Here is a 25456-nt window from a genome sequence, read left to right on the forward strand (position 1 = left end):
ATCGATCTCTCTATCGATTATTTATTTTTCCGCCTCTTCAATTGAGCCTATCCTTTTTAACTCTGTAAGAGAAAAATTTTTTTCAGACTTATCGAGCAGGCCAGGATACGTCTGAAAGTATATCCGAAGCAGTCCCGAAATCAAAACGTCATATCTAGCTGTTATATTTAGCAGTATCATAGGTCCAAGAGCATCTCTCGTCCGATTTGACTGCGCAACCTGAGAAAATAGAAACTTATGGTCAGCAGAAAACCGAGCGTCCAGCTCATAAGATTCTTCATAATTTTCTACAGCGTCAATTTTCTTACCTTTCTCTTGAACGGCCGGTATAAGCTTAGATCCTACTATATGCCTCCGATAGCCGTTATTCAGTTCGTATAGAAATAGATACATGTTTGAGGCGGTCGTAACTTCATTAACAAAATCATCCAATACACTTTTGAAAGTACTTGATTTACTTTCATTAGTCGCCTCAGCTTCGAGTGCCTGAGCGCTTACTGATGGATAATAGTAATATGAATATCTGTCAGTTTTACGATTCAACGTAAAACTGAAAATCAGCTTAGGAAAATTCATGGCGCTAGGCATGATTGCTGCTCGACAACGAATACCGAGCTGCAATTAGCTGAAATGCATTAAAATTCTGTTATTTTCGAACCCTAGGTTGCCAAATCTGGCTGGAACGCACGTGTTAAGACACAGGAGTATTTACTAGATAAACTTAGCCCGCTTTTCGATCAAAACATATATTTCGATATGACCTACATCTGATACGTCAATTGAGACGGTCTTCGCATAGCGGGATTTCCGAGTTCATTATACCCGCCGCATCACCAAGCTGGCATTCGTCCCACCGAATCCGAAAGAATTCGACAGCACGACATCCACCTGCTTCCGCTTCGCCTCGAACGGCACCAGATCGATCTTGGTGTCGACCGAGGGGTTGTCGAGGTTGAGCGTCGGCGGGATGACGTTGTCGCGCAGGACGAGGATCGAAAAGATCGCCTCGACCGAGCCGGCGGCGCCCAGCAGGTGGCCGACCGAGCTCTTGGTGGACGACATGGTGGCGTGCGCGGCGGCGTCGCCCAGGAGGCGCTCCACGGCCTTCAGCTCCAGCTCGTCGCCCATGGGCGTCGAGGTGCCGTGGGCGTTGATGTAGCCGATTTCGGCGGGCGAGATCCCGGCCCGCTTCACCGCCGCGCTCATACAGCGGAAGGCGCCGTCGCCGTCCGGCGAGGGGGAGGTGATGTGGTAGGCGTCGCCCGAGAGGCCGTAGCCCACCACCTCGGCGTAGATCTTCGCGCCGCGGGCCTTGGCGTGCTCGTACTCCTCCAGCACCACGATGCCGGCGCCCTCGCCCATGAGGAAGCCGTCGCGGTCGCGGTCGTAGGGGCGGGAGGCCTTTTCCGGCGTGTCGTTGAAGCCCGTGGTCAGCGCCCGGCAGGCGGAAAAACCCGCGATCGAGAGGCGGTTCACCGGCGACTCGGCGCCGCCCGCCACCATCACGTCGGCGTCGCCGAGCGCGATCAGGCGGCTCGCGTCGCCGATGGCGTGGGCGCCCGTGGAGCAGGCCGTCACCACGGCGTTGTTCGGGCCCTTGAGGCCGTAGGCAATCGAGACCTGGCCGGAGGCGAGGTTGATGATCCGGCCCGGGATGAAGAACGGCGAGATCCGGCGCGGCCCCTTCTCGTGCAGGGTCACGGAGGCGTCGTAGATGCCGCCGATGCCGCCGATGCCGGAGCCGATCAGCACGCCGGTGGCGCACTGGTCCTCGTGGCTCTTCGGAAGCCAATTGGCATCCTTCAGCGCCTCGTCGGCCGCCGCCATCGCGTAGACGATGAATGGATCGACCTTGCGCTGCTCCTTGGGCTCCATCACCGCGTCGGGGTTGAAGGTGCCGTTGGTGCCGTCGCCGAACGGGACCTGCGCGGCGATCCGGCAGGGCAGGTCGGCGGATTCGAAGCCGCGGATCGGGCCGGCGCCGCTGTCGCCCGCGATCAGCCGGCTCCAGGTGTGCGCCACCCCGCTGCCCAGCGGCGTGACCATCCCCAGACCCGTGACCACCACCCGCCGCATCGCACTCGTCCCGTCTTGGAAAGCGCGCCCGGTCCGCCGGAGCGCATCGTGTATAACGGCCGGAGGCGGGTTCGGTCCCGGCTCCGAGCCTTCAAACGCATAACGGCGCGGGGGCTGTTCCGCCTCACCCGCGCCGCGTGACTCGAAAAATCCCGGCGCGATCAGGCGGCGGAGTTCTTCTCCAGGAACTTCACGGCGTCGCCGACCGTCTGGATGGTCTCGGCCGCGTCGTCCGGGATCTCGACGTTGAACTCCTCCTCGAAGGCCATCACCAGCTCGACCGTGTCGAGGCTGTCGGCACCGAGGTCGTCGATGAAGTTGGCGCTCTCGACCACCTTCTCGGGCTCGACGCCCAGGTGCTCGACGACGATCTTCTTCACGCGCTCAGCGATATCGCTCATCGGTCTTCCGTCCTCGTCCTTTAAGTCTGTCAGTCTTCTCGGGGTGGTGCGTTGACCGCGTCGCGCCCTTGCGGGCTTGTTGAGCGGCCGGTGTCCGATTGCGCGTGCTTCTGACGGTGAACCGGCAAGGTGCACCGAGATGCCCCCACCGGGAGGCCCTTGGACTGAAAACCCGCTGAACCGTCAACCCCCTGCGCGGCTGCGGGGGGTTGGTAGCACAGGGCTCCCGCCCTGGCGAGGGGCCGTTCAGAAACCCTTCACGGGTGTGTCGTTTGCGTGCCGGAGCACTTGATTCGCGCCAATCCGGGCGCCGCCTCGACCAGTATAACGGCCTTAGTACATCGCCATGCCGCCGTTCACGTGCAGCGTGTGGCCGGTGACGTAGCCGGCCTCCGCGGAGGCGAGGTAGAGGCAGGCGGCGGCCACCTCCGCGCCCTCGCCGAGTCGCCCGGCCGGGACCCGGGTCAGGATGCCCTCGCGCTGCTTCTCGTTGAGCGCGTCGGTCATCGGCGAGGTGATGAAGCCCGGGGCGATGCAGTTGACGGTGATTCCCCGGGAGGCGACCTCGGCGGCGAGCGCCTTGGTCAGGCCGACGAGGCCGGCCTTGGCGGCGGCGTAGTTGCCCTGGCCGGGATTGCCGGTCGAGCCCACCACCGAGCCGATATTGACGATCCGCCCGAAGCGGCGGCGCATCATGCCCTTCACGGCGGCCCGCGACAGGCGGAAGGCGGCGGTGAGGTTGACCGAGAGCACCTGCTCCCATTCCTCGTCCTTCATCCGCATGAACAGGTTGTCCCGGGTGATGCCGGCATTGTTCACGAGGATGTCGAGGGGGCCGATCGCCGCCTCGGCAGCCGGGACGAGGCCCTCGACCGAATCCTTGTCGGAGAGGTCGGCGACCACCGGGCTCGCCCGCTCGCCGAGTTCGGCCGCCAGCGCCTCCAGGTTCGCCTGCCGGGTGCCCGAGAGGGCGACGGTGGCGCCCTGCGCGTGCAACGCCCGGGCGATCGCCTGCCCGAGGCCGCCGGTGGCGCCGGTGACGAGGGCCTTGCGGCCGGTGAGATCGAACATGCGGGGCTCCTCTAAAAGGGTCCGGTTTCAAAAGGCCGAGGCCTTTTGCGGGTGCAGGGCGGAGCCCTGCGAAGATCCGTCAGGGCTCCGCCCCGACACCCCGCCAAAGGGCTTGCCCTTTGGAAACCCGTTACAGCGCGAAGGCGGCGACGTCGGTGGGCGTGCCGATCGCGGTGGCGGTGGCTTGGGGGGCGATGCGCTTGACCAGCCCGGTGAGCACCTTGCCGGCGCCCAGTTCGTAGAACCGGTCGACGCCCGCTTCCGCCATCGCGGCGACGCTCTCGCGCCAGCGCACCGTGCCGGTGACCTGCTCGACCAGGGCCTTGCGGATCGCCTCCGGCTCGGCGACCGGCGCGGCCGTCACGTTGGCGTAGAGGGTGACCCGCGGGGCGTTCAGCGTCACCGCGGCGAGCGCCTGGGCCATGGCGTCGGCGGCCGGGGCCATCAGTCGACAATGGAACGGCGCGGAGACATTGAGCATCACGGCCCGCTTGATCCCACGGCCGGTGGCGAGCCCGACGGCCCGCTCCACGGCCGGCCGGTCTCCCGAGAGCACCACCTGCCCGCCGCCATTATCGTTGGCGACATCGCAGACCGCGCCGCCGCCGGCCTCCTCGGCCAGGGACCGGGCCGTTTCGAGATCGGTGCCGATCAACGCCGCCATCGCTCCGGCACCGGGCGCCACCGCCTCCTGCATGGCCGCGCCGCGCAGGCGCAGGAGCTTCGCGGCATCGGCAATGCTGAGGCTGCCGGCGGCGGCGAGCGCCGCGTACTCGCCGAGCGAATGGCCGGCCACGCAGGCGATGTCGCGGGTCAGGTCCAGGCCGCGTTCGGCCTCCAGCACCCGCAGCACCGCGAGGCTCGCCGCCATCAGGGCCGGCTGGGCGTTGGTGGTGAGGGTCAACTCCTCGACCGGCCCCTCGAACATCAGGCGCGACAGGTTCTGGCCGAGCGCGGCATCGACCTCGTCGAGCACGGCCTTCGCCTGCGGGAAGGCCGCCGCGAGGTCCCGCGCCATGCCGACCGCCTGGCTGCCCTGGCCGGGGAAGATGAGTGCGCGCATATCGGTCTTGATCGCTCCGCGGCGCGCGAACGCCGCCCGTGTCGGCTGAACCTGTGGAATGGCGGGCGGACTGGCACCCGTTGCCGCAGGTGTCAACAATGCGCCGCACCATGCAGCGGCCGGGCAAACCATCGTGCGCCCCACGCAAGCCGCTGTGCTTGTTGCACAACGGCATCCGGTGTAGGGTGGGCTCATACCCGACATCACCCGTCGCTCAAGCCCAAGGAGCCGCCCCGCATGGCGCGCGTCACCGTCGAAGACTGCATCGAGAAGGTCGAGAACCGGTTCGAACTCGTCCTGCTGGCGAGCCACCGCGCCCGCCTGCTGGCCGCCGGCGCCCCCCTCACCATCGACCGCGACCGCGACAAGAACCCCGTCGTGGCCCTGCGCGAGATCGGCGACGAGACGATCACCGCCGACGACCTCAAGGAGCAGCTGATCCACTCGATGCAGAAATACGTCGAGGTGGACGAGCCCGAGGCCGAGACCGTGCCGCTGCTGTCGAGCTCGCCGGCCGCCGCCGCGGTGGCGCCGCAATCCTCCAGCGACGATTCGGCGGTCCAGTTCGACCGCATGAGCGAGGAAGACCTGCTGCGAGGCCTCGAAAACCTCGCCCCGCCGGTCGAGACCGACGACGAGGGCGAGTGAGCCGGACACAGTGGGCCTGGACGCGCACGACCTGACCACGACCGGGCCCGGCGGAGACGCCGGGTTCTCTCGTTCCGAGCCCGTCCCGGCGACACACGCTGCGTCCCCGCCGTCGGGGACTGGCGCCGGGACGACGGTTGCAGAACAATCGGGCGTGACCCCGACCCCGCGTCCCACCCCGGAGCCGGCCCCGTCCCGGCGGATGATGCGCCAGTACGAGCTGGTCGAGCGGGTCAAGCGCTACAACCCGACCGCCGACGAGGCGCTGCTCAACCGCGCCTACGTGTACGCCATGCAGGCGCACGGCACGCAGAAGCGCGCCTCGGGTGATCCGTTCTTCGCGCACCCGCTCGAAGTCGCCGCGATCCTCACCGACCTCCACCTCGACGACGCCACCATCGTGGCCGCCGTCCTGCACGACACCGTGGAGGACACCGAGGCGACGCTGGAGGAGATCCGCCGGCTGTTCGGGCCGGAGATCGGCGCGCTGGTCGACGGCCTGACCAAGCTCAAGCGGCTCGACCTCGTCTCGAAGCAGGCCGCCCAGGGCGAGAACTTCCGCAAGCTGCTGCTCGCGATCGCGGCGGATGTCCGCGTGCTCCTGGTCAAGCTCGCCGACCGCCTGCACAACATGCGCACCCTCCAGCACATGCGGGAGGACAAACGCCACCGCATCGCGCAGGAAACGCTGGACATCTACGCGCCGCTCGCCGGCCGGATGGGCATGCAGGAGCTGCGCGAGGAGCTGGAGGATCTGGCCTTCCGCAACATCGAGCCGGAGGTCTACGCCACCATCACGCAGCGGCTGGCGCGGCTCACCGCGAAATCCGAGAGCGTGGTCGAGACCATCGCGCAGGTGCTCACCGAGAAGCTCGGTGCCCAAGGGATTACCGCCGAGGTCAGCGGCCGGCAGAAGCGGCCGTTCTCGATCTGGTCGAAGATGGAGCGCAAGTCGGTCGCCTTCGAGCAGCTTTCCGATATCTTCGGCTTCCGGGTGGTCGTCGATACGGTGCAGGAGTGCTACGCGGCTCTGGGCGTCGTCCACACCAGCTGGCCGATGGTCCCGGGCCGCTACAAGGACTACATCTCGACCCCGAAGCAGAACGATTACCGCTCGATCCACACCACGGTGATCGGGCCGAAGAGCCAGCGCGTCGAGCTGCAGATCCGCACCCATGCCATGGACGACATCGCCGAATACGGCATCGCGGCGCACGCACAGTACAAGGAACTCGGCAAGGAGCTGGGCCGCCGCGAGGGCGAGGGCAGCGTCCATCCGAAGCTGGCGGCCGAGAGTGGCGCCTACCAGTGGCTGCGTCGGACCATCGAGCTTCTGGCCGAGGGCGACAGCCCGGAGGAGTTTCTGGAGCACACCAAGCTGGAGCTGTTCCAGGATCAGGTGTTCTGCTTTACTCCGAAGGGGCGCCTGATCGCCCTGCCGCGGGGCGCGACACCCATCGATTTCGCCTATGCGGTCCATACCGATGTCGGCAACACCGCGGTGGGCGCGAAGATCAACGGCCGGATGGCGCCGTTGCTGCACGAACTTACCAACGGCGACGAGGTCGAGATCATGCGCTCGGACGGCGCCTCGCCGCCGGCCGCCTGGGAATCCCTGGTGGTGACCGGCAAGGCCCGGGCGGCGATCCGGCGGGCGACCCGGGCCGCGGTACGCCGGCAATATGCCGGCCTCGGCCGCCAGATCCTGGACCGGGCCTTCGAACGCGCCGCCAAGACCTTCTCGGAGGACAAGCTGCGGGGTGCCCTGCCGCGGCTCGCGCGCGCCAGCACCGAGGACGTGTTCGCCGCCGTCGGCCGGGGCGAGATGTTTTCAGGCGACGTGGTCCGGGCCGTCTATCCGGACCACCGCGACGAGCGCCGGCCCTCCGCCGTGCCGGGACCGACCGGCGGCGCCGGCCGGCTCGTGCGTTCGGCCGATCAGACGATGCGGCTGACGTTCCCGGGTGCCGAGGGCAAGGAGGGCGCATCCGAGGACCGGAGCGACGCGATCCCGATCCGAGGTCTCGCGGGTGACCTGCCGGTGACCTTCGCGCCGAACGGTGGTGCGGTTCCGGGCGACCGGATCGTCGGCATCCTGACCCCGGGGGTCGGCGTCACCGTCTACCCAATTCAATCCGCGGCGCTCGCCGCCTTCGACAACGAGCCGGAGCGCTGGCTCGATGTCCGGTGGGACACCGAAGCGCTCGGCGGCGAGCGCTTCCCGGCCCGGCTGGCGCTCAAGTCGATCAATGAGCCCGGCGTGTTCGCTCAGATCGCCCAGGTGATCGCCGACCACGACGGCAACATCGACAACATCTCGATGAAGCGGCGCACGCAGGACTTTACCGACATCACCATCGACCTGTCGGTCTGGGATCTCCAGCACCTGAATGCGATCATCGCGGAGCTGCGCGGCAAGCGCGCCGTCAACAGTGTGGAGCGCGTGAACGGCTGAGCCGGCCGCGCAGATCACCGACCTCAGGTTTATAGAATTAATTTGGGCCCGCTGTCCCAAAACCCGGGCAGATCCGTAAAGCCAAAGCTGTTCTGCCGTTTTGCGCCATTGCGTCGTTCTTCCCGCCCACGTTCCATCCGTTCTGCTTGACACGAAGGCATTTGGGACGAATGGTTCTACACCCGGGCGACGGTCACCGGATAACGACCGCGCTTTTCGCCCCGGATTGCAGAGCATATCGACGATCGATCGCGCCGATCCGTCCTGAGCCAGAGGCTTCGGTCGGAGCTTGGCCGTTTCCAGAGACGATTTCCGATCACCCCGGATTTTTCAGGATTCGAACTGTTCATGACGGCAACACAGCGCAGCGCTATCTTTATTGATGGGGCCAACCTCTACGCGACCACCAAAGCCCTCGGCTTCGATATCGATTACAAAAAGCTCCTCAAAGAGTTTCAATCGCGAGAGAATCTTCTCCGCGCGTTCTACTACACTGCCATGATCGAGGACCAAGAATACTCCTCGATCCGCCCGTTGATCGACTGGCTCGACTATAACGGCTACCGCGTCGTGACCAAGCCGGTGAAGGAATTCACCGACTCCATGGGCCGGCGGAAGTACAAGGGCAACATGGACATCGAGCTGGCGATCGACGCCCTGGAGCTCAGTGCCCATATCGATCACATGATCCTGTTCTCCGGCGACGGCGATTTCCGCTCGCTGGTCGAGGCGATGCAGCGGCGCGGTGTCAAGGTGACGGTGATCTCCACCATCCAGACCCAGCCGTCGATGATCTCCGACGAGTTGCGGCGGCAGGCCGACGAGTTCGTCGATCTGGCGAGTCTCGCGGGGCGGATCGGGCGTGAACCGAGCGAGCGGCCGGTCCGGTCGACCGGCGATGCCCCGAGCCGCTACCGCGGCGAGGGCCGCCCGAGCCCGAGCCTGGAGAACCGCTACGGCATCCGCCAGCCGGAGGCCGAGGAGGAATAGCGCCTCAGGCGCCTGTTCCGTCGAGCCAGTCGAGAACCTGCCGGGCGCTCCGGTCCGGCGGGAAGACTGGGTAGAACAGGTGGCTGACCACACCGGCGTCGATCACCAGGGTGAGACGGCGCAGCAGCATCTGCCCGCCGGCCTGGAAGACCGGCAGGCGCGCCGCCATCGCGAAGGCGCGGTGCGGATCGGCGAGCAACGGGAAGGGCAGGCGCAGCCGCTCGGCCGCCTCCCGCTGATAGGCGCTGGTCTGGGTCGAAAGGCCGTAGAGCTGGGCGACGCCGCGCGCCTTCAGCTCGGCATGGTGATCGCGAAAGTCGCAGGCCTGCGGGGTGCAGCCCCGGGCGCCGGGGATGGCGTCCCAGTCGGGCGTGAGACCGGGCTTTCCCGGCTCACCGGTGCGGGGATAGGCATAGACCACGGTGCGACCGGTGAGCTTTGCCAGCGAGACCGTACCGCCGTCGGTGGCGGTCAGCGCAACGTCGGGCAGCTTCATCCCGCGCAGGTGATCGGCCGCACCGTCATCCGCGGGAACAGGGAGGTCGGCGGGCAGGACATCGTGATGGGATGGCATGGGTCGCTCCGCTCCGACGCGGCGAACCTAGCCCGATATCTGGACGGGTAGAAGCGTGGTTCGTCCCTACCCCCTATCCCGCATCAACCGCGCCCGGTCGCGCTGCCAGTCGCGCTCCTTCACGGCCTCGCGCTTGTCGTGGGCCTGCTTGCCCTTGCCGAGCCCGAGCTCGACCTTCGCCCGCCCCTTGTCGTTGAAGTAGATCTTCAGCGGCACCACCGTGTAGCCCTGGCGCTGGGTCGCGCCGATCAGCTTGTTGATCTGGCGGCGGTGCAGCAGCAGGCGGCGCGGGCGCTTCGTATCGTGGTTGAAGCGGTTCGCCTCCAGATATTCCGGGATGTAGGCGTTGAACAGCATCAGGTCGGAGCCGGAGGGGCCGGCATAGGCCTCGCCGATCGTCGCCTTGCCACCGCGCAGGGACTTCACCTCGGTGCCGGTCAACGCGATGCCGGCCTCGAGCGTGTCCTCGATCGTGTAGTGGTAGCGCGCGGCGCGGTTGTCGGCGACGACGCGCCGGCCGGGCTCCGGTTTCGGGGCCATTGTCTTGTGACTCTCTTCAGCCTTCCAGCAGCCCAGCGTGCCGCAGGGCGTCGTCCACGATGCGCCGCGTCGCCGCGGAGACCGGGACCATCGGCAGCCGCAACTCCTCGGCGATATGGCCGAGCCGGGCCAGCGCGTATTTCACGGGCGCCGGGTTGGCCTCGGCGAACAGGCCGGCCTGGAGCGGAAACAGCCGGTCCTGGATGGTCAGCGCCTTGGCGTAGTCGCCCGAGAGCGACGCCTCCTGAAGGTCGGCGCAGAGCCGGGGCGCGACGTTCGCCACCACCGAGATGCAGCCGTGACCGCCCTGGGCATTGTAGGCGAGCGCCGTCGCATCTTCGCCTGAAAGCTGGATGAAGCTCTCGCCCATGGCCTGACGCTGCTGGCTGACGCGGTCGATCTTGGCGGTCGCGTCCTTCACGCCGGCGATGTTCTTCAATTCGAAGAGCCGGGCCATCGTCTCGACGCTCATGTCGATGACGGAGCGCGGCGGGATATTGTAGATGATGATCGGAATGCCGATGGCATCATTGACGGCCTTGAAGTGGGCGTAGAGGCCCTCTTGCGTCGGCTTGTTGTAGTACGGCGTCACCACCAGGACGGCGTTGGCCCCCGCGCGCTCGGCGTGCTGCGCCCGCTCGACCGCCTCGGCGGTGGAGTTGGAGCCCGCCCCGGCCACGACCGGCACGCGCCCGCCCGCCTCGTCGATGCAGGCCTCGACAACCCGGTCGTGCTCGGCATGGGTGAGGGTCGGGCTCTCGCCGGTGGTGCCGGTCGGCACGAGGCCGTGGCTGCCCTGCTCGAGCTGCCAGCGCACGAGTTTCCGGAAGGCGTCCTCGTCGAAGGCGCCGTCGCGGAACGGCGTCACAAGCGCGGTGAGCGAGCCCCGCAGGCGGCTCCCGGTCATCTCGGTCATCTCAGGCGTCCCAAAGGGTCCCAGCTGGGAATTCGACGGTCTCGGCGCCGCGCGTGGTCCGCACCTTACGGGCGCGGACGGGCAGACATAGGCGGTCGTGCCACGGCGCGCAAACAGATCGTCGCCACGGTTAACGTGATCTTTATGGTCGCCGCCCGATCCTCGGCCTTTCCCGCCTCGGTGAGCAGCAGGGGGACATCGTGATCCGATCCGCGGCCTCGACTCCGGCCCCGAAGCGCACGTCGATCGCCGCCGCCGCGCTCATCGCCACCGTCGGCGTGGCCCTTGCCGGCCCGGTCGGCCCGGATGCCTCCGCGACGCAGCCCACGCCGCCCGCGAGCGACGCCGCCCTCTCCACCGCGCAGGTCCGGAGCGCCGAGAAGGCCGCCGATCCGGTCGCGGCCGACGCCCTCAAGCTCGACCCGGTCCACGTCTCCGACGAGAAGGCGGAGGAGCCCCCCCGGGGGCTGCCCGCCGCGGCCTCGGCCTACGCGTCGGCCGATCCGGATGCTCCCGTGGCCTTCCCGATGCCCGACGCCGCCGTCGCCCCGGCAGCGCCGGTGCCCGAGGTTCCGGATCCGGCCCGGCCCAAAATCTCCGGCGACACCGATCCGACGTTGCTGCGCGGCGCCATCGACCTCTACCGCAAGGGCCGAGTCGCGGATGGCGACCGGATGCGCGACGGCTTCACCGATCCGGCCGCGAAGGCGCTGCTCGAATGGGTGGCGATCCGCGCGGGCGCCGGGATCGGCTTCAACCGCACGGTCGCCTTCGCCCGAGCCAATCCAGACTGGCCGGCCGGCCCCCTGCTGCGCCGCCGGGCCGAGGAGGCGCTGCTCTCCGAGCGCAAGCCCCCCGCGGTGGTGCGGGCCTTCTTCGCCACGGCGAAGCCGGCGAGCGCGCCGGGCAAGTTCGCCCTGGCGCTAGCTTTGCGCGCAGACGGCTACGAGGCCGATGCCGCCGAGATGGTCCGCGACCTCTGGCGCACCGAGAGTTTCGGGCGCAGCCTGGAGGCCAAGGTGCTCGATGCCTTCCCGGAGGCGCTCACCCGGGTCGACCATCGCTACCGGATGGAGCGGGCGCTCCTGAAGGACGATTGGGAGAGCGCCGGCCGGGCCGCCGGCTACGCGGGGGGCTCCTATGCCAGCCTCGTGCGCGCCCGCCGGGCCGTCGAGGACAAATCCTCCGGCGCCGCCGCGGCGCTGGCCGCCGTGCCGCCGTCGCTGCGCGGCGACGCCTCCTACATCTTCTCCCGGGCGCAGTATTTCCGCCGGGCCGACAAGCCCGAGGAGGCGGCCGCCATCCTCGCATCGGCGCCGAGCAACCCGGACGTTCTGGTCGACGGTGATGAGTGGTGGGTCGAGCGCCGGATCGTGGCACGCAAGCTCCTCGACCTCGGCGACGCCAAGACCGCCTACGCGGTGGCCAGCGCCCAGGCGGCCCGCACGCCGGAGAAGCGGATCGAGGCCGAGTTCCACGCGGGCTGGATCGCGCTGCGCTTCACCGGCGATCCGGCCGCCGCCGCGCAGCACTTCGCCCAGATGGCCACGGTTGCCGAGAGCCCGATCTCGGTGGCGCGGGCCGCCTACTGGCAGGGCCGGGCGGCCGAGGCCCTCGGCCAGACGGACGCGGCGAAAAGCTTCTACGAGAAGGCCGCCCTGCAGCCGATCGCCTATTACGGGCAGGTGGCGCGAGCGCGCCTCGGCCAGACCAGCCTGCCCCTGCGGGCACCGGCGGACCTCGACGGGCCTGAGCGGCAGGCCTTCGAGGGGCGGCTCTACATCCGGGCCCTCCGGATGCTGGGCGAGGCCGGCATCAAGGATCTCGCGCTGCCGCTCTACATCGATGCTGCGCGGGACCTCTCCGACCCGCGCGAATTGCAGGCGCTCGGCGACCTCGCCACCGACATGAAGGATCCCCGCGCCCTGGTGGCAATCGGCAAGCTCGCCGTGCAGCGCGGCCTGCCGCTCTACGCCCACGCCTACCCGACGATTGGGATCCCGGCCTACGAGACCTACACGGCGGTGCCGCAGGTGGAGCGGGCCATGGTCTACGCCATCGCCCGGCAGGAGAGCCAGTTCGATCCCCGCGCCCAATCGGGCGTCGGTGCGCGCGGGCTGATGCAGATGATGCCGGCCACCGCCCAGCGCACCGCCCGCCGGGTCGCCGCATCGTTCGACGTCGACCGCCTGACCAGCGATCCCGCCTATTGCGCCAAGCTGGGGCAGGCCCATCTCGGCGAGCTGATGGAGGATTGGCGCGGCTCCTACGTGCTGGCCTTCGCGTCCTACAACGCGGGCGGCGGCAACGTGAAGAAGTGGATCGACGCCTACGGCGACCCGCGCAAGCCGGGCGTCGACGTGATCGACTGGGTGGAGCGCATCCCCTTCACCGAGACGCGCAACTACGTCCAGCGGGTGATGGAGAACCTGCAGGTCTACCGCTCCCGGCTCGACAGCCGCAGCGCCCTGCTGATCGACGGCGACCTCCATCGCGGGGCGCGATAGCGGGCTCTCCACCGTCTTTGCTTCGCTACGCTCGCAAAGACGGTGTTCTCAACCAGCAGCACACCGTCGGGACGTAACTCCCGCGCCGCCGCAGCGAAGCTTGCGGTTGTGCCTTCAGCCCTTCTCTCCCTAGAAGATAGTCCGGTCCGCGTGGACCGGCCCGGGCGGGCCGTGGCTACCAAGAGGTTCCCCATGCCGCGTTCGAGATTGGGTTTCGCCCTCCTGCTGAGCACCGCGCTCGCGGCCGCCGCGCCGGCCCTGGCCCAGGAGGCCTCCACGGCCGAGCAGACGGTCGATGCGATGAACACGCTGTTCGGCAAGCATCCCGGGGCGCGGGCCAACCACGCCAAGGGCATGGTGGCCGAGGGCAGCTTCACCCCGTCGGCGGAGGCCGCCCAGATCAGCAAGGCCTCCCTGTTCCAGGGGCCGGCGGTGCCGGTGACGATCCGCTTCTCCGACGCCACCGGCGTGCCGACCATCCCGGACGGCGCGGCCAACGCCAACCCGCACGGCCTGGCGCTCAAGTTCAAGCTCAGCGACGGCTCGGAGATGGACGTCGTCACCAACTCCCTGAAGTACTTCCCGGTCGCCACCGGCGAGGAGTTCCGCGATCTCCTGAAGGCGGTCGCCGACAGCGGGCCGAACGCGGCCCACCCGACCGCGCTTGATCGTTTCGCCGCGTCTCATCCGGCCGCCGCCATGGCGGGCGGGACCGCCAAGACCCCGACGAGCCTCGCCCGGCAGACTTATAACGGCGTCAACGCCTTCATTTTCGTCGACAAGGACGGCAAGCGGCAGCCGTTCCGCTTCCGCATCGAGCCGGTGCAGGGCGAAGAGATCCTGCCGCCCGAGGAGGCAGCCAAGCGCGATCCGAACTTTCTGATGGCGGAGATCGGCCCCCGGGTGGCGAAGGAGCCGGCGAAGTTCCGCGTGCTCGCCCAACTCGCTCAAGCCGGCGACCCGACCAACGACGCCACCAAGCCCTGGCCCGACGACCGCAAAACCGTGGATCTCGGCACGCTGACCGTGTCGAAGGCGGTGCCGGACAGCGCCGAGGCCGAGAAGGCGCTGCTGTTCATGCCGAACAACCTCACCGACGGGATCGAGGTCTCGGACGACCCGCTGATCGATGCCCGGGTGCAGGCCTACGCGGTCTCGTTCAGCCGGCGCTCGCAGTAACCCATCGGGTCAGCGGGTGGTGCCGGCGGCGGGCGCTGAGGGCGGCTTCGCGCCACCGGTCTGCGTTTTTTCGGTGCCCATGCGGGCTCCGTCCCGGGTCGCGCCGGTTCCGGTCAGGCCGCCGGCGCCCATGCTGGTCGTAGAGGCGCCGTCCTTGCGGCCGGCAACGGAGCCGTCATCCTTGCCTTCGGCGGCATAGGTGACCCCCGCGGCGCAGGTGAGGAGTCCGGCGAGCAGGACGGTGCGTGTCAGGTGTCTCACGGGACCTCCGCGGTTCGTCGGCGAGGCGGGCTCGCCGGACCAACCGGGCGCGCCCGGGAGCGTTCCCGTGCGCCGGCCGCTTCAGGATCCCAAAGGGCACAGCCCTTTGGCAGGATGTCGGGGCAGAGCCCCGACATCGGGCAGAGCCCGACAGCATGGCTCCGCCCTGCACCCGCGAAAGGGCTCGCCCTTTCGAAACCCGAACTGACGTCACCCCGCGGCGCGCAAACCCGCCGCGGCGTGACGGCCGCGGCGCTCGGCCGGGTCCTGAAACACCCCCGACCACAGGCCGAGGCGCCGCCCCCAGGCCCGGTCGGCGGCCGCCGCATAGGCGGGCGCAGCATCGCGCTCGGGCACGGCAAGACCCTGGGCAACCATCCAGGCGCCGAGATCCTCGTCGCCGATCCGGCAGAGAGCCACGCCCGTCTCCCCGCCGCCCCGCATCTCGCAGGCGACCGCCGCCCCGCCGATATGACCGGCGAGCGCCCGGGCGGCATCCCGGCCGCAGGCATAGGTCCGGTCCTGCGCGTCAGAGCAGGTCTGGTCGGTCTCCGGCGCGACGATGCCGGACAGGCTAACCTGATGCGCACCGACCCGGAGGGTCCCGCCGTCGATCACCTGGGCGGGCCCTTGCAGGACTTCGCCGGCCTGGGCGGGTGCGTGCCAGGCGAGGCCGCCGGCCAGCAGCGCCGCCAGCACCGGCAGGCGTGAGCGTCCAGCCTTCTCATCGGGGCAGAGGAGGGTGCCGGCGACGCCGGCCGCACAGGCGAGGAGGGCACCGAGGATCAGCGACATGGTTTCAGGTCTCCGGACGGGGTATGGACCCCTTGTGCCGAAGCCCCGCCCCGCCACCCTGACGGCGCCTGTCAGCCTTCCGTCAGGTGGACTATGCGACCGCGTGCCCGCATGAACGTCCGCCGCGCCGCCTGTCTCTGCCTGCTCGGCCTCCTCGTCGGCGCGCCCGCCTCCGCCTCCGAGGACGCCGACCGCGCCCGCCAAGCCCTGGAGAAGGGCGAGATCCGCCCCCTCGACGAGATCCTGCGCGCGGCGCAAGCCGCGGTGCCGGGCGATGTGGTGTCGGTCGATCTCAAGCGCGACGACGGGCGTTGGCGCTACAAGCTGCGCATTCTCGGCGCCGACGGGAAGCGCCGGACCGTGAAGGTCGATGCCCGCTCGGCCAAGATTCTGGACGATGACGACGATGATTGAGGAGAGGCGGATCGCGTGCGCGTCCTGATCGTCGAGGATGAGCCCCGCATCGCCGCCGATATCCGCCAGGGGCTGGAGCGGGCCGGCTACGTCGCCGACGTGGTGGCGGACGGCGAGGCCGCGTGGTTCCGCGCCGAGACCGAGCCCTACGACGCCATGGTGCTCGACCTCGGCCTGCCGCGCCTCGACGGGCTCGGCGTGCTGCGGCGGCTGCGGGCCGCCGAGGTCGCCCTGCCGGTGCTGATCCTCACCGCCCGGGACGGCTGGCGCGAGCGGGTCGAGGGCATCGATGCCGGGGCCGACGACTACCTCGTCAAGCCGTTTCGCATGGAGGAGCTGGTGGCGCGCCTGCGGGCGATCCTGCGCCGCACCGCCGGCCACGCCTCGCCGGTGCTCCGCGCCGGCGCCGTGGAGCTCGACACCCGCACCCGGGCGGTCAGCGTCGACGGCCGTCCGACCGAATTGACCGCCCTGGAATACCGGCTCCTGTCGTTCCTCCTGCACCGGCCGGGGCAGGTCGTGCCGGCGGGCGAAGTGCTCGATCATCTCCACGGGGTCGGTACCGAGCGCGAGGCGAACGCCCTGGAGGCGCTGCTGACCCGCCTCAGGCGCAAGCTCGGCCCGGGGGTGATCGAGACACGCCGCGGCCAGGGCTACTGCGTCCCGGCGTCGGACGGGCCGTGAGCCGCCATTCCCTCCGCCTGCGGCTCGGCCTCGCGGCGGCGGCTTTGATCGCCCTGGCGCTGCTGCTCGCCGGGATCGGGCTGACCGTGATCCTCGACCGCGTGCTGGACACGCGCACCGCCGACGGCCTCGACCGAACCGCCAAGCTGATCGCCGGGCGGGTCAGCCTCGCGCCGGACGGGAGCCCGACCCTCTCCCGGGAGCCGCCGGACCCGCGCTTCGCCACGCCCTATGGCGGCCTGTACTGGCAGGTGGAGGCGGGATCTCACGTCCTGCGGTCGCGCTCGCTCTGGGACAAAAGCCTGAAGCTAGGCAGCCTGGATCTGAGTAGGGCGGACGCGGCGGGCACCGTCGATACGACCGGGCCGGATGGCGGCCGGCTCATCGCGGTGGTCCAGCCCCTCACGATCGGGCCAAGTGGAGGCGAGACCGAGCTGCGCGTGATCGTGGCGGAGGACCGGCGCAACCTCGCTGCGAGCCGGACGACCTTCCTGCGCCTGCTCGTCCCGGCCCTCGTGGCCCTGTTCGTGGTGCTGACGCTGGCGATGGCGCTGTTCGTGCGCCGGGCGCTGGCGCCGTTCCGGGTGCTGCAGGCGGATCTCCTGGCGGTCCATGCCGGAACGCGGACGCGGCTGCCGGAGCATTTCCCGGACGAGGTCCGGCCGCTGGTGGCCGACCTCAACCGGTTGCTCGATGCACAGGAGCGGGCGCTGATCCGCGCCCGGGACGCGGCCGCCGACATGGCCCACGGCCTCAAGACACCGCTCGCCGTGCTCGACGCCCTGGCGCGCCGGACCGAACCCGCCGATCCGACCCTTTCGGCCGAGATCGCCGAGCAGGCGCGGGCGATGGGCGGGCAGGTGGAGCGGGCGCTCGCCCGGGCGCGGATCGCCGCCTCCGGCGACCTGCGGCGGCGCTCCTGCCGGGTCGCCCCGGTGGCCGAGCGCCTGGTCGCCACCATGCGCCGGCTGCCCGAGGGGGGCTCCCTCGACTGGGTGGTCTCAGTGCCAGAGACGCTCGCCTATCCGGGGGAGGAGGGTGAGCTGATGGAGGTGCTGGGCAACCTCCTCGACAACGCCCGCAAATGGGCCCACCGGCGCGTGCGGATCACCGGGGCGGCGGAACCCGGGCGCCAGACCCTCGCCTTGGACGATGACGGCCCCGGCATGAGCACGGCGGCGATCGCCGGCATCGGGCGCGGCCAGCGCTGGGACGAGACCCGGCCGGGCACCGGCTTCGGCATCGCCATCGCCCGGGACGTGGCCGAGGCCGCGGGGGCGCAACTGGTGTTCGGGCGCTCGGAGTTGGGTGGCCTTCGGGCAGAGCTGACGTGGCCGGGCGGGTGACGGGACAACGAGCGCGTATCCCATCCACCGCCTCATCCTGAGGTGACCGCGTCAGCGGGTCTCGAAGGAGGTCTCCAGCCACCCGCGCGGCCCCTGGAGGGCTCCTTCGTGGCCTCCGCTGCGCTCCGGCACCTCAGGATGAGGGGGTTGCGTTGGATGATGGCAGTGATGCCGACCCTCGACCATTCACCGCCGCTGCTTCGCCTTGCCCTCGACCGGGCGGCTCAGGCGCATGAGCAGCGCGCTCAAGGTCCGGGCGCAGGCCTGCGTTGGGCGGCCCTCCGTGGCGATGGTTAGGTCCGGCCGCTCCGGCGCCTCGTAGGGGGCCGAGATCCCGGTGAAGTCGGGGATCCGGCCGGCCCGGGCCAGCCGATACAGGCCCTTCGGATCGCGGGCCTCGCACAGGCCGAGCGGCGTGTCGACGAACACCTCCACGAACGGGATATCGCCCGCGATCTGCCGGGCGAGCGCCCGGTCGGCGCGGTACGGCGAGATGAGGGAGACGATCACCACCGAGCCCGCCTCGGCCATCAGCCGTGCCACCTCGGCGGTGCGGCGGACGTTCTCGGAGCGGTCCTCCGGCGTGAAGGCGAGGTCGGCGTTCAGCCCGTGGCGGAGGTTGTCGCCGTCGAGAACCGCGCTGTGCCGGCCGGCCGCCACCAGCGTCCGGTCGGCCGCCGCCGCGAGGGTCGACTTGCCGGCCCCCGACAGGCCGGTCAGCCATGCGATGACCGGCCCCTGGCCGAGGCGCGCCCACCGGTCCTCCCGGGGCTGGAGGCTGTGCCACGTCACGCGGCTCTGCGGGGCGCCGGTCGGGATCTTCTGCAAGACGCACATATCCACCGCCTGGGGCATCGTCCGCGAACGCGGCTGCCGGTTATCGAACATCGCGCGGGAGGCGCTGCGTCAGCGCACGCGCCAGGCCGGGTATCCGGCCGCATCGCCGAGGCGTTCCTTGACGTCCTCCAGCAGGGAGGCTGCCCGCCGACGCCAGGCCGGCGCCGGCCGGAAGACGACGTGATCCATCGCCGCCTGCACCATCGCGGCGATTAGGGCCTCCGTCTCCGGGGCGACCGGCCAGTCGGCGAGTTCGTTCGGGGGCGCGGCCGGCGCCGCCGCGATGACGGCATCCCAGGGCCGGCCCCAGCAGGCAGCGGCGAAGCGCTCGTTGGCGTCGGCGTAGCGCGCCGCGACCCGGGCCAGCCCCTCCGGCGCGTCGCCGCGGAAGCGTTCCGAATCCAAGCCCCGCGTCCAGGCCCAGCGATCGACGACATGGCCGAGCTGCCGCGGATGGCCGATCACCTGCCGGTGCACGCCGAGCCGGTACAGGCGGCGCGCCGCTTCAACCGCGAGCGGCCCCGAACTCCGGTTCGTCCGGTATTCCAGATCGGCCGCTGTCAGCAGCGAGGCGAGGCGATCGTTCAGGCCGAGGGCGCCGACCAGCCGCGCGAGCAGCGGCGCGTCCGACCGGCAGTCGCGGAACGGCACGGCGGTCACGCGGCCCTGCGAGACCCGCCGCCACGGCTCGAGCAGGGCGGCGTAATCGTAGCGCCCGGAGGTCCCCTCGACACCCAGGAAGCCGCGGAAGGTGCGGCCCTCGGCGACGACCTGGGTCCGCAGGGCATAGGCGGAAGCCAGCTGCTCGGCCTGCGGCTTGACGACCAGGGCCGTCTCCAGGGCGAAGCCGTGCCGCGCGAAGATCCCAGCCAGGGTCTCGGGAACCCGCCAGCGCGCCCGCTGCACGGCAAAATCCTCGTAGGAGAGGATCAGCGTGTCCGCCTTGGTCGTGGCCAGGGTCTCGTCGAGCCGCGCGAGGCCGGCCCGGCGCTCCGCCTTAGGACGGCGCCGGTCGAGCCCCTGGCCGAGCCGGTGGTGATTGACGTCGAGGCTCTCCGGGGCACCCGGGGCAGCGAGTTTCGGGTAGCAGATCCCGACCGCGTCGAGGCGCGGGCGCAACCGCGCCAGCACCTCCTGGAACGCGGTGGAGCCGGTCCGCGGCATCCCGATATGGACGATTGCGCGTCGCACGTGTCCTGTCGACCCTGTTGGATTCTATGATCCCGGACAGTGTCGACACGGCAGAGCACAGTCCACGCGCGACGCGCGGACGTGAATATCCGGAAACACAGCCGAGTAGATCCGTAATCACGGTCCGATCACGGGAACGCGATCAGAAATAGCCAAGCTGCGTTTCTGATCTATTTCAGGACATGTCGTGAAGGGATACAGGCCGCGCACTGCGCTGAGCCGATCCCGAAGCCGGGGGCCTATTGGGCGAACGCCCTAGCGCCCGCTCTCCACGCCGTCGCGGCGGAGCAGGAACACGCCCTGCGCGCCGAACAGGTTCCAGACCCACCAGGGCATCGAGAACCGCATCGGCCGGCCGCGGGCGTTGAGCGCCGTGGCGTGCTCGATCCGGGCGCCGATCAGCCGGCAGAGCCCGACGAAATCGCGGATCGTGCAATGGTGGATATTGGGGGTCTCCCACCACGCATCCGGCATGATCTCGGTGACCGGCATGCGCCCGCGCAGGGCGAGTTCCGAGCGCACCCGCCAATGCCCGAAATTCGGGAACGAGATGATTACCTGCCGGCCGATCCGCAGCAGGTGTTCCAACACAACCCGCGGGTTGCGGGTCGCCTGGATGGTCTGGGACAGGACCACCACGTCGAAGGCATCGTCCGGGTAGTTGGCGAGGTCGGTGTCGGCGTCGCCCTGGATCACCGAGAGTCCCCGGGCGAGGCAGGCATTCACGCCCTCCCGGGACAGCTCGATCCCACGCCCGTCGATGCCGCGCCGGTCGCGCAGGAGCGCCAGCAGCGAGCCGTCGCCGCAGCCGATATCGAGGACCCGGGCGCCCGCCGGGACGAGGCCGAGCACCACGAGGTGGTCGACCCGCGGCGCGCCGTTCTCGCCGGCATGGGGGAGGGCGTCCGCGCTCTCCCAGGGCGCGCCGTGGTCGATCTTGCCGAGGGTGGAACTGCTCATAGGCCGCGGGCCCGGGCAGCGGCGTCGATGAAGCCGCGGGCGGCGGAGAACATCGCCGGCTCATCGAGCAGGAAGGCGTCGTGGCCCTTGTCGCTCTCGACCTCCACGAAGGCGACCGGTGCGGCGGCAGCGTTGAGCGCGTGGACGATGGCGCGTGATTCCCGGGTCGGGAACAGCCAGTCCGACGTGAACGAGATCACGCAGAAGCGGGTCCTGGTGCCCCGGAACGCGTTGGCGAGCACGCCGCCATGGTCCTCGGCGAGGTCGAAATAGTCCATCGCCCGGGTGAGATAGAGGTAGGCGTTGGCGTCGAACCGCTCGACGAAGCTCAGGCCCTGGTGGCGCAGGTAGCTCTCGATCTGGAAATCGGCGTTGAACGAGAAGGTCGGCGCCGAGCCGCCCTGGAAGCGGCGACCGAACTTCCGGTGCAGCGCCGGCTCGGACAGGTAGGTGATGTGCGCGCCCATCCGGGCGACGCCGAGCCCCTTGGCGGGGCGCGTGCCCTCCTCAAGGTAGCGCCCGTCGGCCCAGGCGGGATCGGCCATGATCGCCTGCCGGCCGACCTCGTGGAACGCGATATTCTGCGCCGAATGACGGGGGCCGGTGGCGATCGGCATCGCGGCGAAGACGCGCTCTGGATAGAGCGCCGCCCATTGCAGCACCTGCATCCCGCCCATCGAGCCGCCGATGCACAGGAACAGGTCGCGGACGCCGAGATGCTCCAGCAGCATCGCCTGGGCGCGGACCATGTCGCGGATCGTCACCAGCGGGAAGTTCAGCCCGTAGGGCCGGCCCGTCGCCGGGTCGATCGAGGCCGGGCCGGTGGAGCCCATGCAGGAGCCGATGACGTTCGAGCAGACGACGAAGTAGCGGTCCGTGTCGATCGGCTTGCCGGGGCCGACCAGGGTTTCCCACCAGCCGGGCTTGCCGGTCACCGGATGGGTGTGGGCGAAGTACTGGTCGCCGGTCAGCGCGTGGCAGATTAGAACCGCGTTCGAGCGCGCGGCGTTGAGGGTGCCGGCGGTCTGGTAGGCGATCTGGAAGGGCGCGAGTTCGACGCCCGCATCCATGAGCAGCGGCCGGTCCGCGCCGAATCGGGCGACAGGGCTCTTCGGCTCGAGCGCCTGCGAGCGCTCGGAGGCACGCCGGGCCGGCTCGTCGATCGGGTCCGGCCGGAGGGCCGTGTCCGGTTGGATATCCATGGCGGGTCTTGAAGACCGTGTCTCCGGGCGGGCCGATCCGGGAGAGCACGGTTTCGCCTGACGCGCCGCCCTCGCCCGATGCGGCCAGCGAGGCCTCGGAGGTAATGCGCGGGGCGGCGAGCGTCAACGCGCGCCGCCGATGCCGCTTTACCGATTGCCGGCGCGCCAGTCTAAGGCACAAGCCGTCCAACGGGCTTCGACCGACCGATCTGCGGTGGCCGACGCCAGCACCTGCCTCGTCCGCATCCATGCGGGTTCGACCATGCAGGCCGCGCCGTCCCGGACGATGTCGAAAAACTGGCTCATGTCTCTCTCCGTCTCGCAATGACGAAGGTTTAGATCGAGTCCTCGGGCCTCGCAGTGCGGCCGAGCACGCGCGCCTGTTGGCCTTAGGCGATCGGCGCAGCCAGCAGCGCCAGACCCAGGGCCGGCAGGACGAGGGCGAGGGCGGCCCGGGCATCCAGCCGGTCTGCGCCGCCCCCGGCCCACCAGTGCCGGCTCGCCGCGCTCTCAATCACCATCCCAGCCAGCACGAGAGCGCAGCCAGCCAGGGCCTGTAGCGAAACCATGAGAACCTCACCCCGCCGACCGCGCCAGCCACACGGCAGCCGATGTCCGCTGGGGAAATGGGCCTGATGCCTGACGGTTCCTCAGCGCATCGCCGCCGCGCAAGCGGCGAAGACCAGAGCGGCGCCGGCCGCCGTGATGCAGCCATTGGCCCATGGCGCCGCCTCCGCGCGTCGCAGGCGGCAATCCGCGGCGACCGAGGTGAGGATCCCGATCAGGAACAGGCTGCAGGGGATCAGGTCACCGGGCATTCTCGAACCATCCACGCGTAAGCCGGGCGCGGCACGCCCGTTGCGCCCTGTCTCCGGATTCAACAGGCCGAAACGTGGCGCGTGCCCCGCGGCATTTGCGCGTCGCCGGTTTTGCCGCGGCCGGCGCGGGTGGATGGTTGCGTTTAGAGTCTGGCCGGGGCTGGCCCCGTGTCGAAATCTTCCGGCCCCATGTCGAGCAGGTCGTTCGGCGTCTCGGTCCGGTCGTAGGCGCGGCTGGCCGCCGCCTCGATCGCCGCCTGGTTGCGGGCAAACAGGTCGAGGGGTGCCACGTCGGCCCCCGCGCCGAAGTGCTGGCGCAGCACCGGGATCGGCACGTCGATGCCGATCACCCGCTCGCCGTTGGTCATGGCGAATCGGATCAGGGAGTCATCGGCGGGCAGGATGTGGGCGCCGCCGTCCAGGTAGCGTGTGAGGGGCATGGGGTCGCTCCGTTTTCGATAGGGCGAGACGACAACACTTAGGACAACCCGACTGTGCATGTAGGGATCAGGATGAGGCGATCGGGACTGTCCGCCGGGGCGAGTGTAGACGGCATGGACTCCGCCTCAGTGGAAACGATCGGTGAACAGCGCTCAAAGTTCGTTGACAGAGGTTTGCAATACAACATATTTGTTGCATTCCGAGAACCCGATTGGTGCACCAGATGCGCCATGTTTCATGAACAGCAGCTAGGCCAAGCGCTTCCTCGCCCGGCGTGGTTGCACCTTCGAACCCGGTAAGGGCGGACACCTGATCGTCCGCCGTGCGGGTCGAATGTCGGTGCGGCCGCAGCATGGCGGCGCGAAGGAACTCGGCACCGGCCTCTGGCGGAAGATCCTGAAGGATCTCGACATCAAGGACGAGGGCTGATGCTGAAATACCCCGTGGTCCTGACGCCCGATGACGACGGAACCCTGCTTGTGACTTGCCCGGACCTGCCGGAGGTCACGACCTTCGGCACCGATGAGGCCGATGCGCTCGCCCACGGCGCGGATGCGGTCGCGACGGCCCTCAAGGGGCGCATTACGGCGCGACAGCCGACACCGTCGCCCGGTGCACCCACCGGCCATGCGGTCGCCCTGTCGGCGCTCACGGCGCTCAAGCTCGAACTGTACCGCGCGATGCAGGATTCCGGCATCCGCAAGGCCGATCTGGTCCGACGGCTTCAAGTGCACCCACCGCAGGTCGACCGGCTGCTGGACCTCGATCATGAGTCCCACCTCGATCAGATCGAAGCGGCGCTCGCAGCATGCGGACGCGAGATCGTCGTGACCACGCAGGCCGCGTGATCCCGGACCTGACGGCGTGGCAGTCTCGGCATGGCGGAGCACCGGGTTCACCGGCAAAGGAAATGTTGTAGACGGGCGCGAACAATCCTCCGCCCCGCGCAGATCGAGTCGCCCCGCAATGTCCGCCCCGCAACCCGCCCGCCCGGAACCGCGCCCCGGCGTCCTGGCGATCGACACCTATGTGCCCGGCAAGAGCGGGCGGCCCGGCGGCGGCAAGGTCTACAAGCTCTCGTCCAACGAGACGCCGCTCGGCCCGAGCCCCGCGGCGCTGGCGGCCCTCCACGAGGCAACCGCCAAGCTCGAGACCTACCCGGACGGGCGCGCCACGGCCCTGCGCACCGCCATCGCCAAGCGCTACGGGCTCGATCCCGAGCGGATCGTCTGCGGCGCGGGCTCGGACGAGCTGCTCTCGCTGCTGGCCTACGCGTACGGCGGGCCGGGGAGCGAGGGGATCTACTCGGAGCATGGATTCCTGGTCTACCGGATCGCCATCCTGGCCTCGGGCGCCGAGGCCGTGGTGGCGCCCGAACGCGACTACACGACCGATGTCGACGCGATCCTGGCCCGGGTCACGGAGCGGACCCGGATCGTCTACGTTACGAACCCCAGCAATCCGACCGGCACGTACTTGCCGTTCGACGAGATCCGCCGCCTGCACGCCAGCCTGCCGCCGCAGGTGCTGCTGGTGATCGACGGCGCCTATGCCGAGTATGTCCGGGCCAACGACTACTCGGCCGGGCTGGAACTCGCGTTGGAATCCGAGAACGTCGTGATGACCCGGACCTTCTCGAAGATCCACGGCCTCGCCGCCGTGCGGATCGGCTGGATGGTGGCGCCGGCCCATGTCGTGGACGCGGTCAACCGGATCCGGGGGCCGTTCAACGTCTCCGGGCTGGCGATCGCCGCGGGCTCGGCCGCCATCGCCGATGAGGCCCACATGGCGGCGGCCGCCGCCCACAATGCCGAGTGGCTGCCGAAGCTCACCGAAGGCGCCCGGGCGCTTGGTCTGGAGGTCACGCCGAGCGTGGCGAATTTCGTGCTGATCCACTTCCCCGACGAGCCCGGCCGCTCGGCCGCGGATGCGGACGCGTTCCTGACCGAGCGCGGGCTCATCACCCGCCGGGTCACCGCCTACGGGCTGCCGAACGCCCTGCGGGTGACGGTGGCGAGCGCGGAGGCCAACACGGCCTTCCTGGCGGCGCTCGGCGACTTCGTGCGGGGCGCACATGCCTGAGACGC

28 protein-coding genes and 1 pseudogene are annotated in these 25456 nt (G+C 69.4%); 11 read left to right on the forward strand and 18 right to left on the reverse strand.

Translation table 11 applies throughout. The features are described 5' to 3' along the window. Window positions 1-21: 21 nt before the first annotated feature. The 5 genes from BLQ49_RS29295 to fabD form a co-directional block, all read right to left on the reverse strand. Window positions 22-588 (reverse strand): hypothetical protein, encoded by a 567-nt coding sequence (locus BLQ49_RS29295; RefSeq protein ID WP_143012335.1) that lies wholly within the window; start codon window positions 586-588, stop codon window positions 22-24. 228 nt (window positions 589-816) lie between these two features. Beyond that, a complete protein-coding gene (fabF, locus tag BLQ49_RS26620) occupies window positions 817-2076 on the reverse strand; it encodes a beta-ketoacyl-ACP synthase II (protein ID WP_091722058.1) in 1260 nt (419 codons plus the stop codon). Window positions 2077-2237: 161 nt separating this feature from the next. Further along, window positions 2238-2477, reverse strand: coding sequence for an acyl carrier protein (locus BLQ49_RS26625; protein ID WP_007559070.1), 240 nt, complete (start codon window positions 2475-2477; stop codon window positions 2238-2240). 333 nt (window positions 2478-2810) lie between these two features. After that, window positions 2811-3548 (reverse strand): 3-oxoacyl-[acyl-carrier-protein] reductase, encoded by a 738-nt coding sequence (gene fabG / locus BLQ49_RS26630; RefSeq protein ID WP_091722060.1) that lies wholly within the window; start codon window positions 3546-3548, stop codon window positions 2811-2813. A 130-nt stretch (window positions 3549-3678) separates the two neighbouring features. Continuing rightward, window positions 3679-4611 (reverse strand): ACP S-malonyltransferase, encoded by a 933-nt coding sequence (gene fabD, locus BLQ49_RS26635; protein WP_091722063.1) that lies wholly within the window; start codon window positions 4609-4611, stop codon window positions 3679-3681. A gap of 237 nt (window positions 4612-4848) precedes the next feature. Between fabD and rpoZ the strand changes: the two genes are divergently transcribed. The 3 genes from rpoZ (at window position 4849) to BLQ49_RS26650 (ending at window position 8704) form a co-directional block, all read left to right on the forward strand. Further along, the gene (gene rpoZ / locus BLQ49_RS26640) at window positions 4849-5259 is read left to right on the forward strand and encodes a DNA-directed RNA polymerase subunit omega (RefSeq protein ID WP_007559067.1); all 411 of its coding nucleotides are present in this window, start codon (window positions 4849-4851) and stop codon (window positions 5257-5259) included. 202 nt (window positions 5260-5461) lie between these two features. Beyond that, window positions 5462-7714 (forward strand): RelA/SpoT family protein, encoded by a 2253-nt coding sequence (locus tag BLQ49_RS26645; RefSeq protein ID WP_091722066.1) that lies wholly within the window; start codon window positions 5462-5464, stop codon window positions 7712-7714. Window positions 7715-8062: 348 nt separating this feature from the next. Continuing rightward, complete coding sequence (locus tag BLQ49_RS26650; protein ID WP_091722069.1) at window positions 8063-8704, forward strand: LabA-like NYN domain-containing protein; 642 nt, start codon at window positions 8063-8065, stop codon at window positions 8702-8704. Window positions 8705-8708: 4 nt separating this feature from the next. On the opposite strand, the gene BLQ49_RS26655 is transcribed toward BLQ49_RS26650, so the two are convergent. The 3 genes from BLQ49_RS26655 to dapA form a co-directional block, all read right to left on the reverse strand. Next, entirely contained in the window at window positions 8709-9278 is a 570-nt protein-coding gene (locus tag BLQ49_RS26655; protein ID WP_091722072.1) for a peroxiredoxin, read from the reverse strand. A 66-nt stretch (window positions 9279-9344) separates the two neighbouring features. Then, a complete protein-coding gene (gene smpB / locus BLQ49_RS26660; RefSeq protein ID WP_091722074.1) occupies window positions 9345-9818 on the reverse strand; it encodes an SsrA-binding protein SmpB in 474 nt (157 codons plus the stop codon). A gap of 16 nt (window positions 9819-9834) precedes the next feature. After that, the gene (dapA, locus tag BLQ49_RS26665) at window positions 9835-10734 is read right to left on the reverse strand and encodes a 4-hydroxy-tetrahydrodipicolinate synthase (protein WP_091722077.1); all 900 of its coding nucleotides are present in this window, start codon (window positions 10732-10734) and stop codon (window positions 9835-9837) included. A 200-nt stretch (window positions 10735-10934) separates the two neighbouring features. Between dapA and BLQ49_RS26670 the strand changes: the two genes are divergently transcribed. Together BLQ49_RS26670 and BLQ49_RS26675 are read left to right on the forward strand one after the other, a co-directional pair. Then, window positions 10935-13241 (forward strand): lytic transglycosylase domain-containing protein, encoded by a 2307-nt coding sequence (locus BLQ49_RS26670; protein ID WP_091722080.1) that lies wholly within the window; start codon window positions 10935-10937, stop codon window positions 13239-13241. A gap of 192 nt (window positions 13242-13433) precedes the next feature. Further along, the gene (locus BLQ49_RS26675; protein WP_091722082.1) at window positions 13434-14420 is read left to right on the forward strand and encodes a catalase family peroxidase; all 987 of its coding nucleotides are present in this window, start codon (window positions 13434-13436) and stop codon (window positions 14418-14420) included. 9 nt (window positions 14421-14429) lie between these two features. On the opposite strand, the gene BLQ49_RS26680 is transcribed toward BLQ49_RS26675, so the two are convergent. After that, on the reverse strand, window positions 14430-14681 hold the full coding sequence (locus tag BLQ49_RS26680; protein ID WP_091722085.1) for a hypothetical protein: 252 nt from the start codon (window positions 14679-14681) through the stop codon (window positions 14430-14432). A 210-nt stretch (window positions 14682-14891) separates the two neighbouring features. Then, window positions 14892-15476 carry a thermonuclease family protein gene (locus tag BLQ49_RS26685; protein ID WP_091722088.1) on the reverse strand — a complete coding sequence of 195 codons (585 nt, stop codon included), beginning with the start codon at window positions 15474-15476 and terminating at the stop codon, window positions 14892-14894. 111 nt (window positions 15477-15587) lie between these two features. Between BLQ49_RS26685 and BLQ49_RS26690 the strand changes: the two genes are divergently transcribed. Genes BLQ49_RS26690 through BLQ49_RS26700 form a run of 3 tightly spaced genes read left to right on the forward strand, consistent with a single transcriptional unit; the run spans window position 15588 to window position 17920 of the window. Then, the gene (locus BLQ49_RS26690; RefSeq protein WP_208859121.1) at window positions 15588-15890 is read left to right on the forward strand and encodes a PepSY domain-containing protein; all 303 of its coding nucleotides are present in this window, start codon (window positions 15588-15590) and stop codon (window positions 15888-15890) included. Between the two features lie 15 nt (window positions 15891-15905). Beyond that, a complete protein-coding gene (locus BLQ49_RS26695) occupies window positions 15906-16574 on the forward strand; it encodes a response regulator transcription factor (RefSeq protein WP_091722096.1) in 669 nt (222 codons plus the stop codon). Next, window positions 16571-17920, forward strand: coding sequence for a sensor histidine kinase (locus tag BLQ49_RS26700; RefSeq protein ID WP_091722100.1), 1350 nt, complete (start codon window positions 16571-16573; stop codon window positions 17918-17920). Before BLQ49_RS26695 ends, BLQ49_RS26700 begins: the two co-directional genes overlap by 4 nt. A gap of 186 nt (window positions 17921-18106) precedes the next feature. On the opposite strand, the gene cysC is transcribed toward BLQ49_RS26700, so the two are convergent. From cysC to BLQ49_RS26735, 8 genes are all read right to left on the reverse strand, one after another. Then, window positions 18107-18757 (reverse strand): adenylyl-sulfate kinase, encoded by a 651-nt coding sequence (cysC, locus tag BLQ49_RS26710; protein WP_091722145.1) that lies wholly within the window; start codon window positions 18755-18757, stop codon window positions 18107-18109. A 69-nt stretch (window positions 18758-18826) separates the two neighbouring features. Continuing rightward, window positions 18827-19948: a hypothetical protein gene (locus BLQ49_RS26715; RefSeq protein ID WP_091722106.1), complete on the reverse strand. Its 1122-nt coding sequence runs from the start codon at window positions 19946-19948 to the stop codon at window positions 18827-18829. A gap of 255 nt (window positions 19949-20203) precedes the next feature. Further along, a complete protein-coding gene (gene metW / locus BLQ49_RS26720; protein ID WP_091722108.1) occupies window positions 20204-20908 on the reverse strand; it encodes a methionine biosynthesis protein MetW in 705 nt (234 codons plus the stop codon). Then, window positions 20905-22110, reverse strand: coding sequence for a homoserine O-acetyltransferase MetX (metX, locus tag BLQ49_RS26725; protein ID WP_091722111.1), 1206 nt, complete (start codon window positions 22108-22110; stop codon window positions 20905-20907). The genes metW and metX overlap by 4 nt, the downstream gene beginning before the upstream one ends. 147 nt (window positions 22111-22257) lie before the next feature. Continuing rightward, window positions 22258-22416 (reverse strand): hypothetical protein, encoded by a 159-nt coding sequence (locus BLQ49_RS29915; protein ID WP_167627796.1) that lies wholly within the window; start codon window positions 22414-22416, stop codon window positions 22258-22260. Between the two features lie 83 nt (window positions 22417-22499). After that, window positions 22500-22679: a hypothetical protein gene (locus BLQ49_RS26730; protein WP_091722114.1), complete on the reverse strand. Its 180-nt coding sequence runs from the start codon at window positions 22677-22679 to the stop codon at window positions 22500-22502. A gap of 81 nt (window positions 22680-22760) precedes the next feature. Next, window positions 22761-22928, reverse strand: a complete 168-nt coding sequence (locus tag BLQ49_RS29920; RefSeq protein WP_167627797.1) for a hypothetical protein — start codon at window positions 22926-22928, stop codon at window positions 22761-22763. A gap of 143 nt (window positions 22929-23071) precedes the next feature. Further along, window positions 23072-23368 carry a DUF1488 family protein gene (locus BLQ49_RS26735; RefSeq protein ID WP_091722116.1) on the reverse strand — a complete coding sequence of 99 codons (297 nt, stop codon included), beginning with the start codon at window positions 23366-23368 and terminating at the stop codon, window positions 23072-23074. Window positions 23369-23639: 271 nt separating this feature from the next. Here BLQ49_RS26735 and BLQ49_RS26740 point away from each other — a divergent pair. The 3 genes and pseudogenes from BLQ49_RS26740 to BLQ49_RS26750 form a co-directional block, all read left to right on the forward strand. Next, window positions 23640-23798: pseudogene (locus BLQ49_RS26740) on the forward strand (type II toxin-antitoxin system HicA family toxin); the annotation flags it as partial. After that, window positions 23798-24217 carry a type II toxin-antitoxin system HicB family antitoxin gene (locus BLQ49_RS26745; RefSeq protein WP_091722119.1) on the forward strand — a complete coding sequence of 140 codons (420 nt, stop codon included), beginning with the start codon at window positions 23798-23800 and terminating at the stop codon, window positions 24215-24217. The pseudogene BLQ49_RS26740 and the gene BLQ49_RS26745, both read left to right, overlap by 1 nt. Before the next feature lie 118 nt (window positions 24218-24335). Then, window positions 24336-25451, forward strand: a complete 1116-nt coding sequence (locus tag BLQ49_RS26750; RefSeq protein WP_091722121.1) for a pyridoxal phosphate-dependent aminotransferase — start codon at window positions 24336-24338, stop codon at window positions 25449-25451. Window positions 25452-25456: the final 5 nt, after the last annotated feature.

The organism is Methylobacterium phyllostachyos, assembly GCF_900103445.1.
Taxonomy (GTDB): Bacteria; Pseudomonadota; Alphaproteobacteria; order Rhizobiales; family Beijerinckiaceae; genus Methylobacterium; species Methylobacterium phyllostachyos.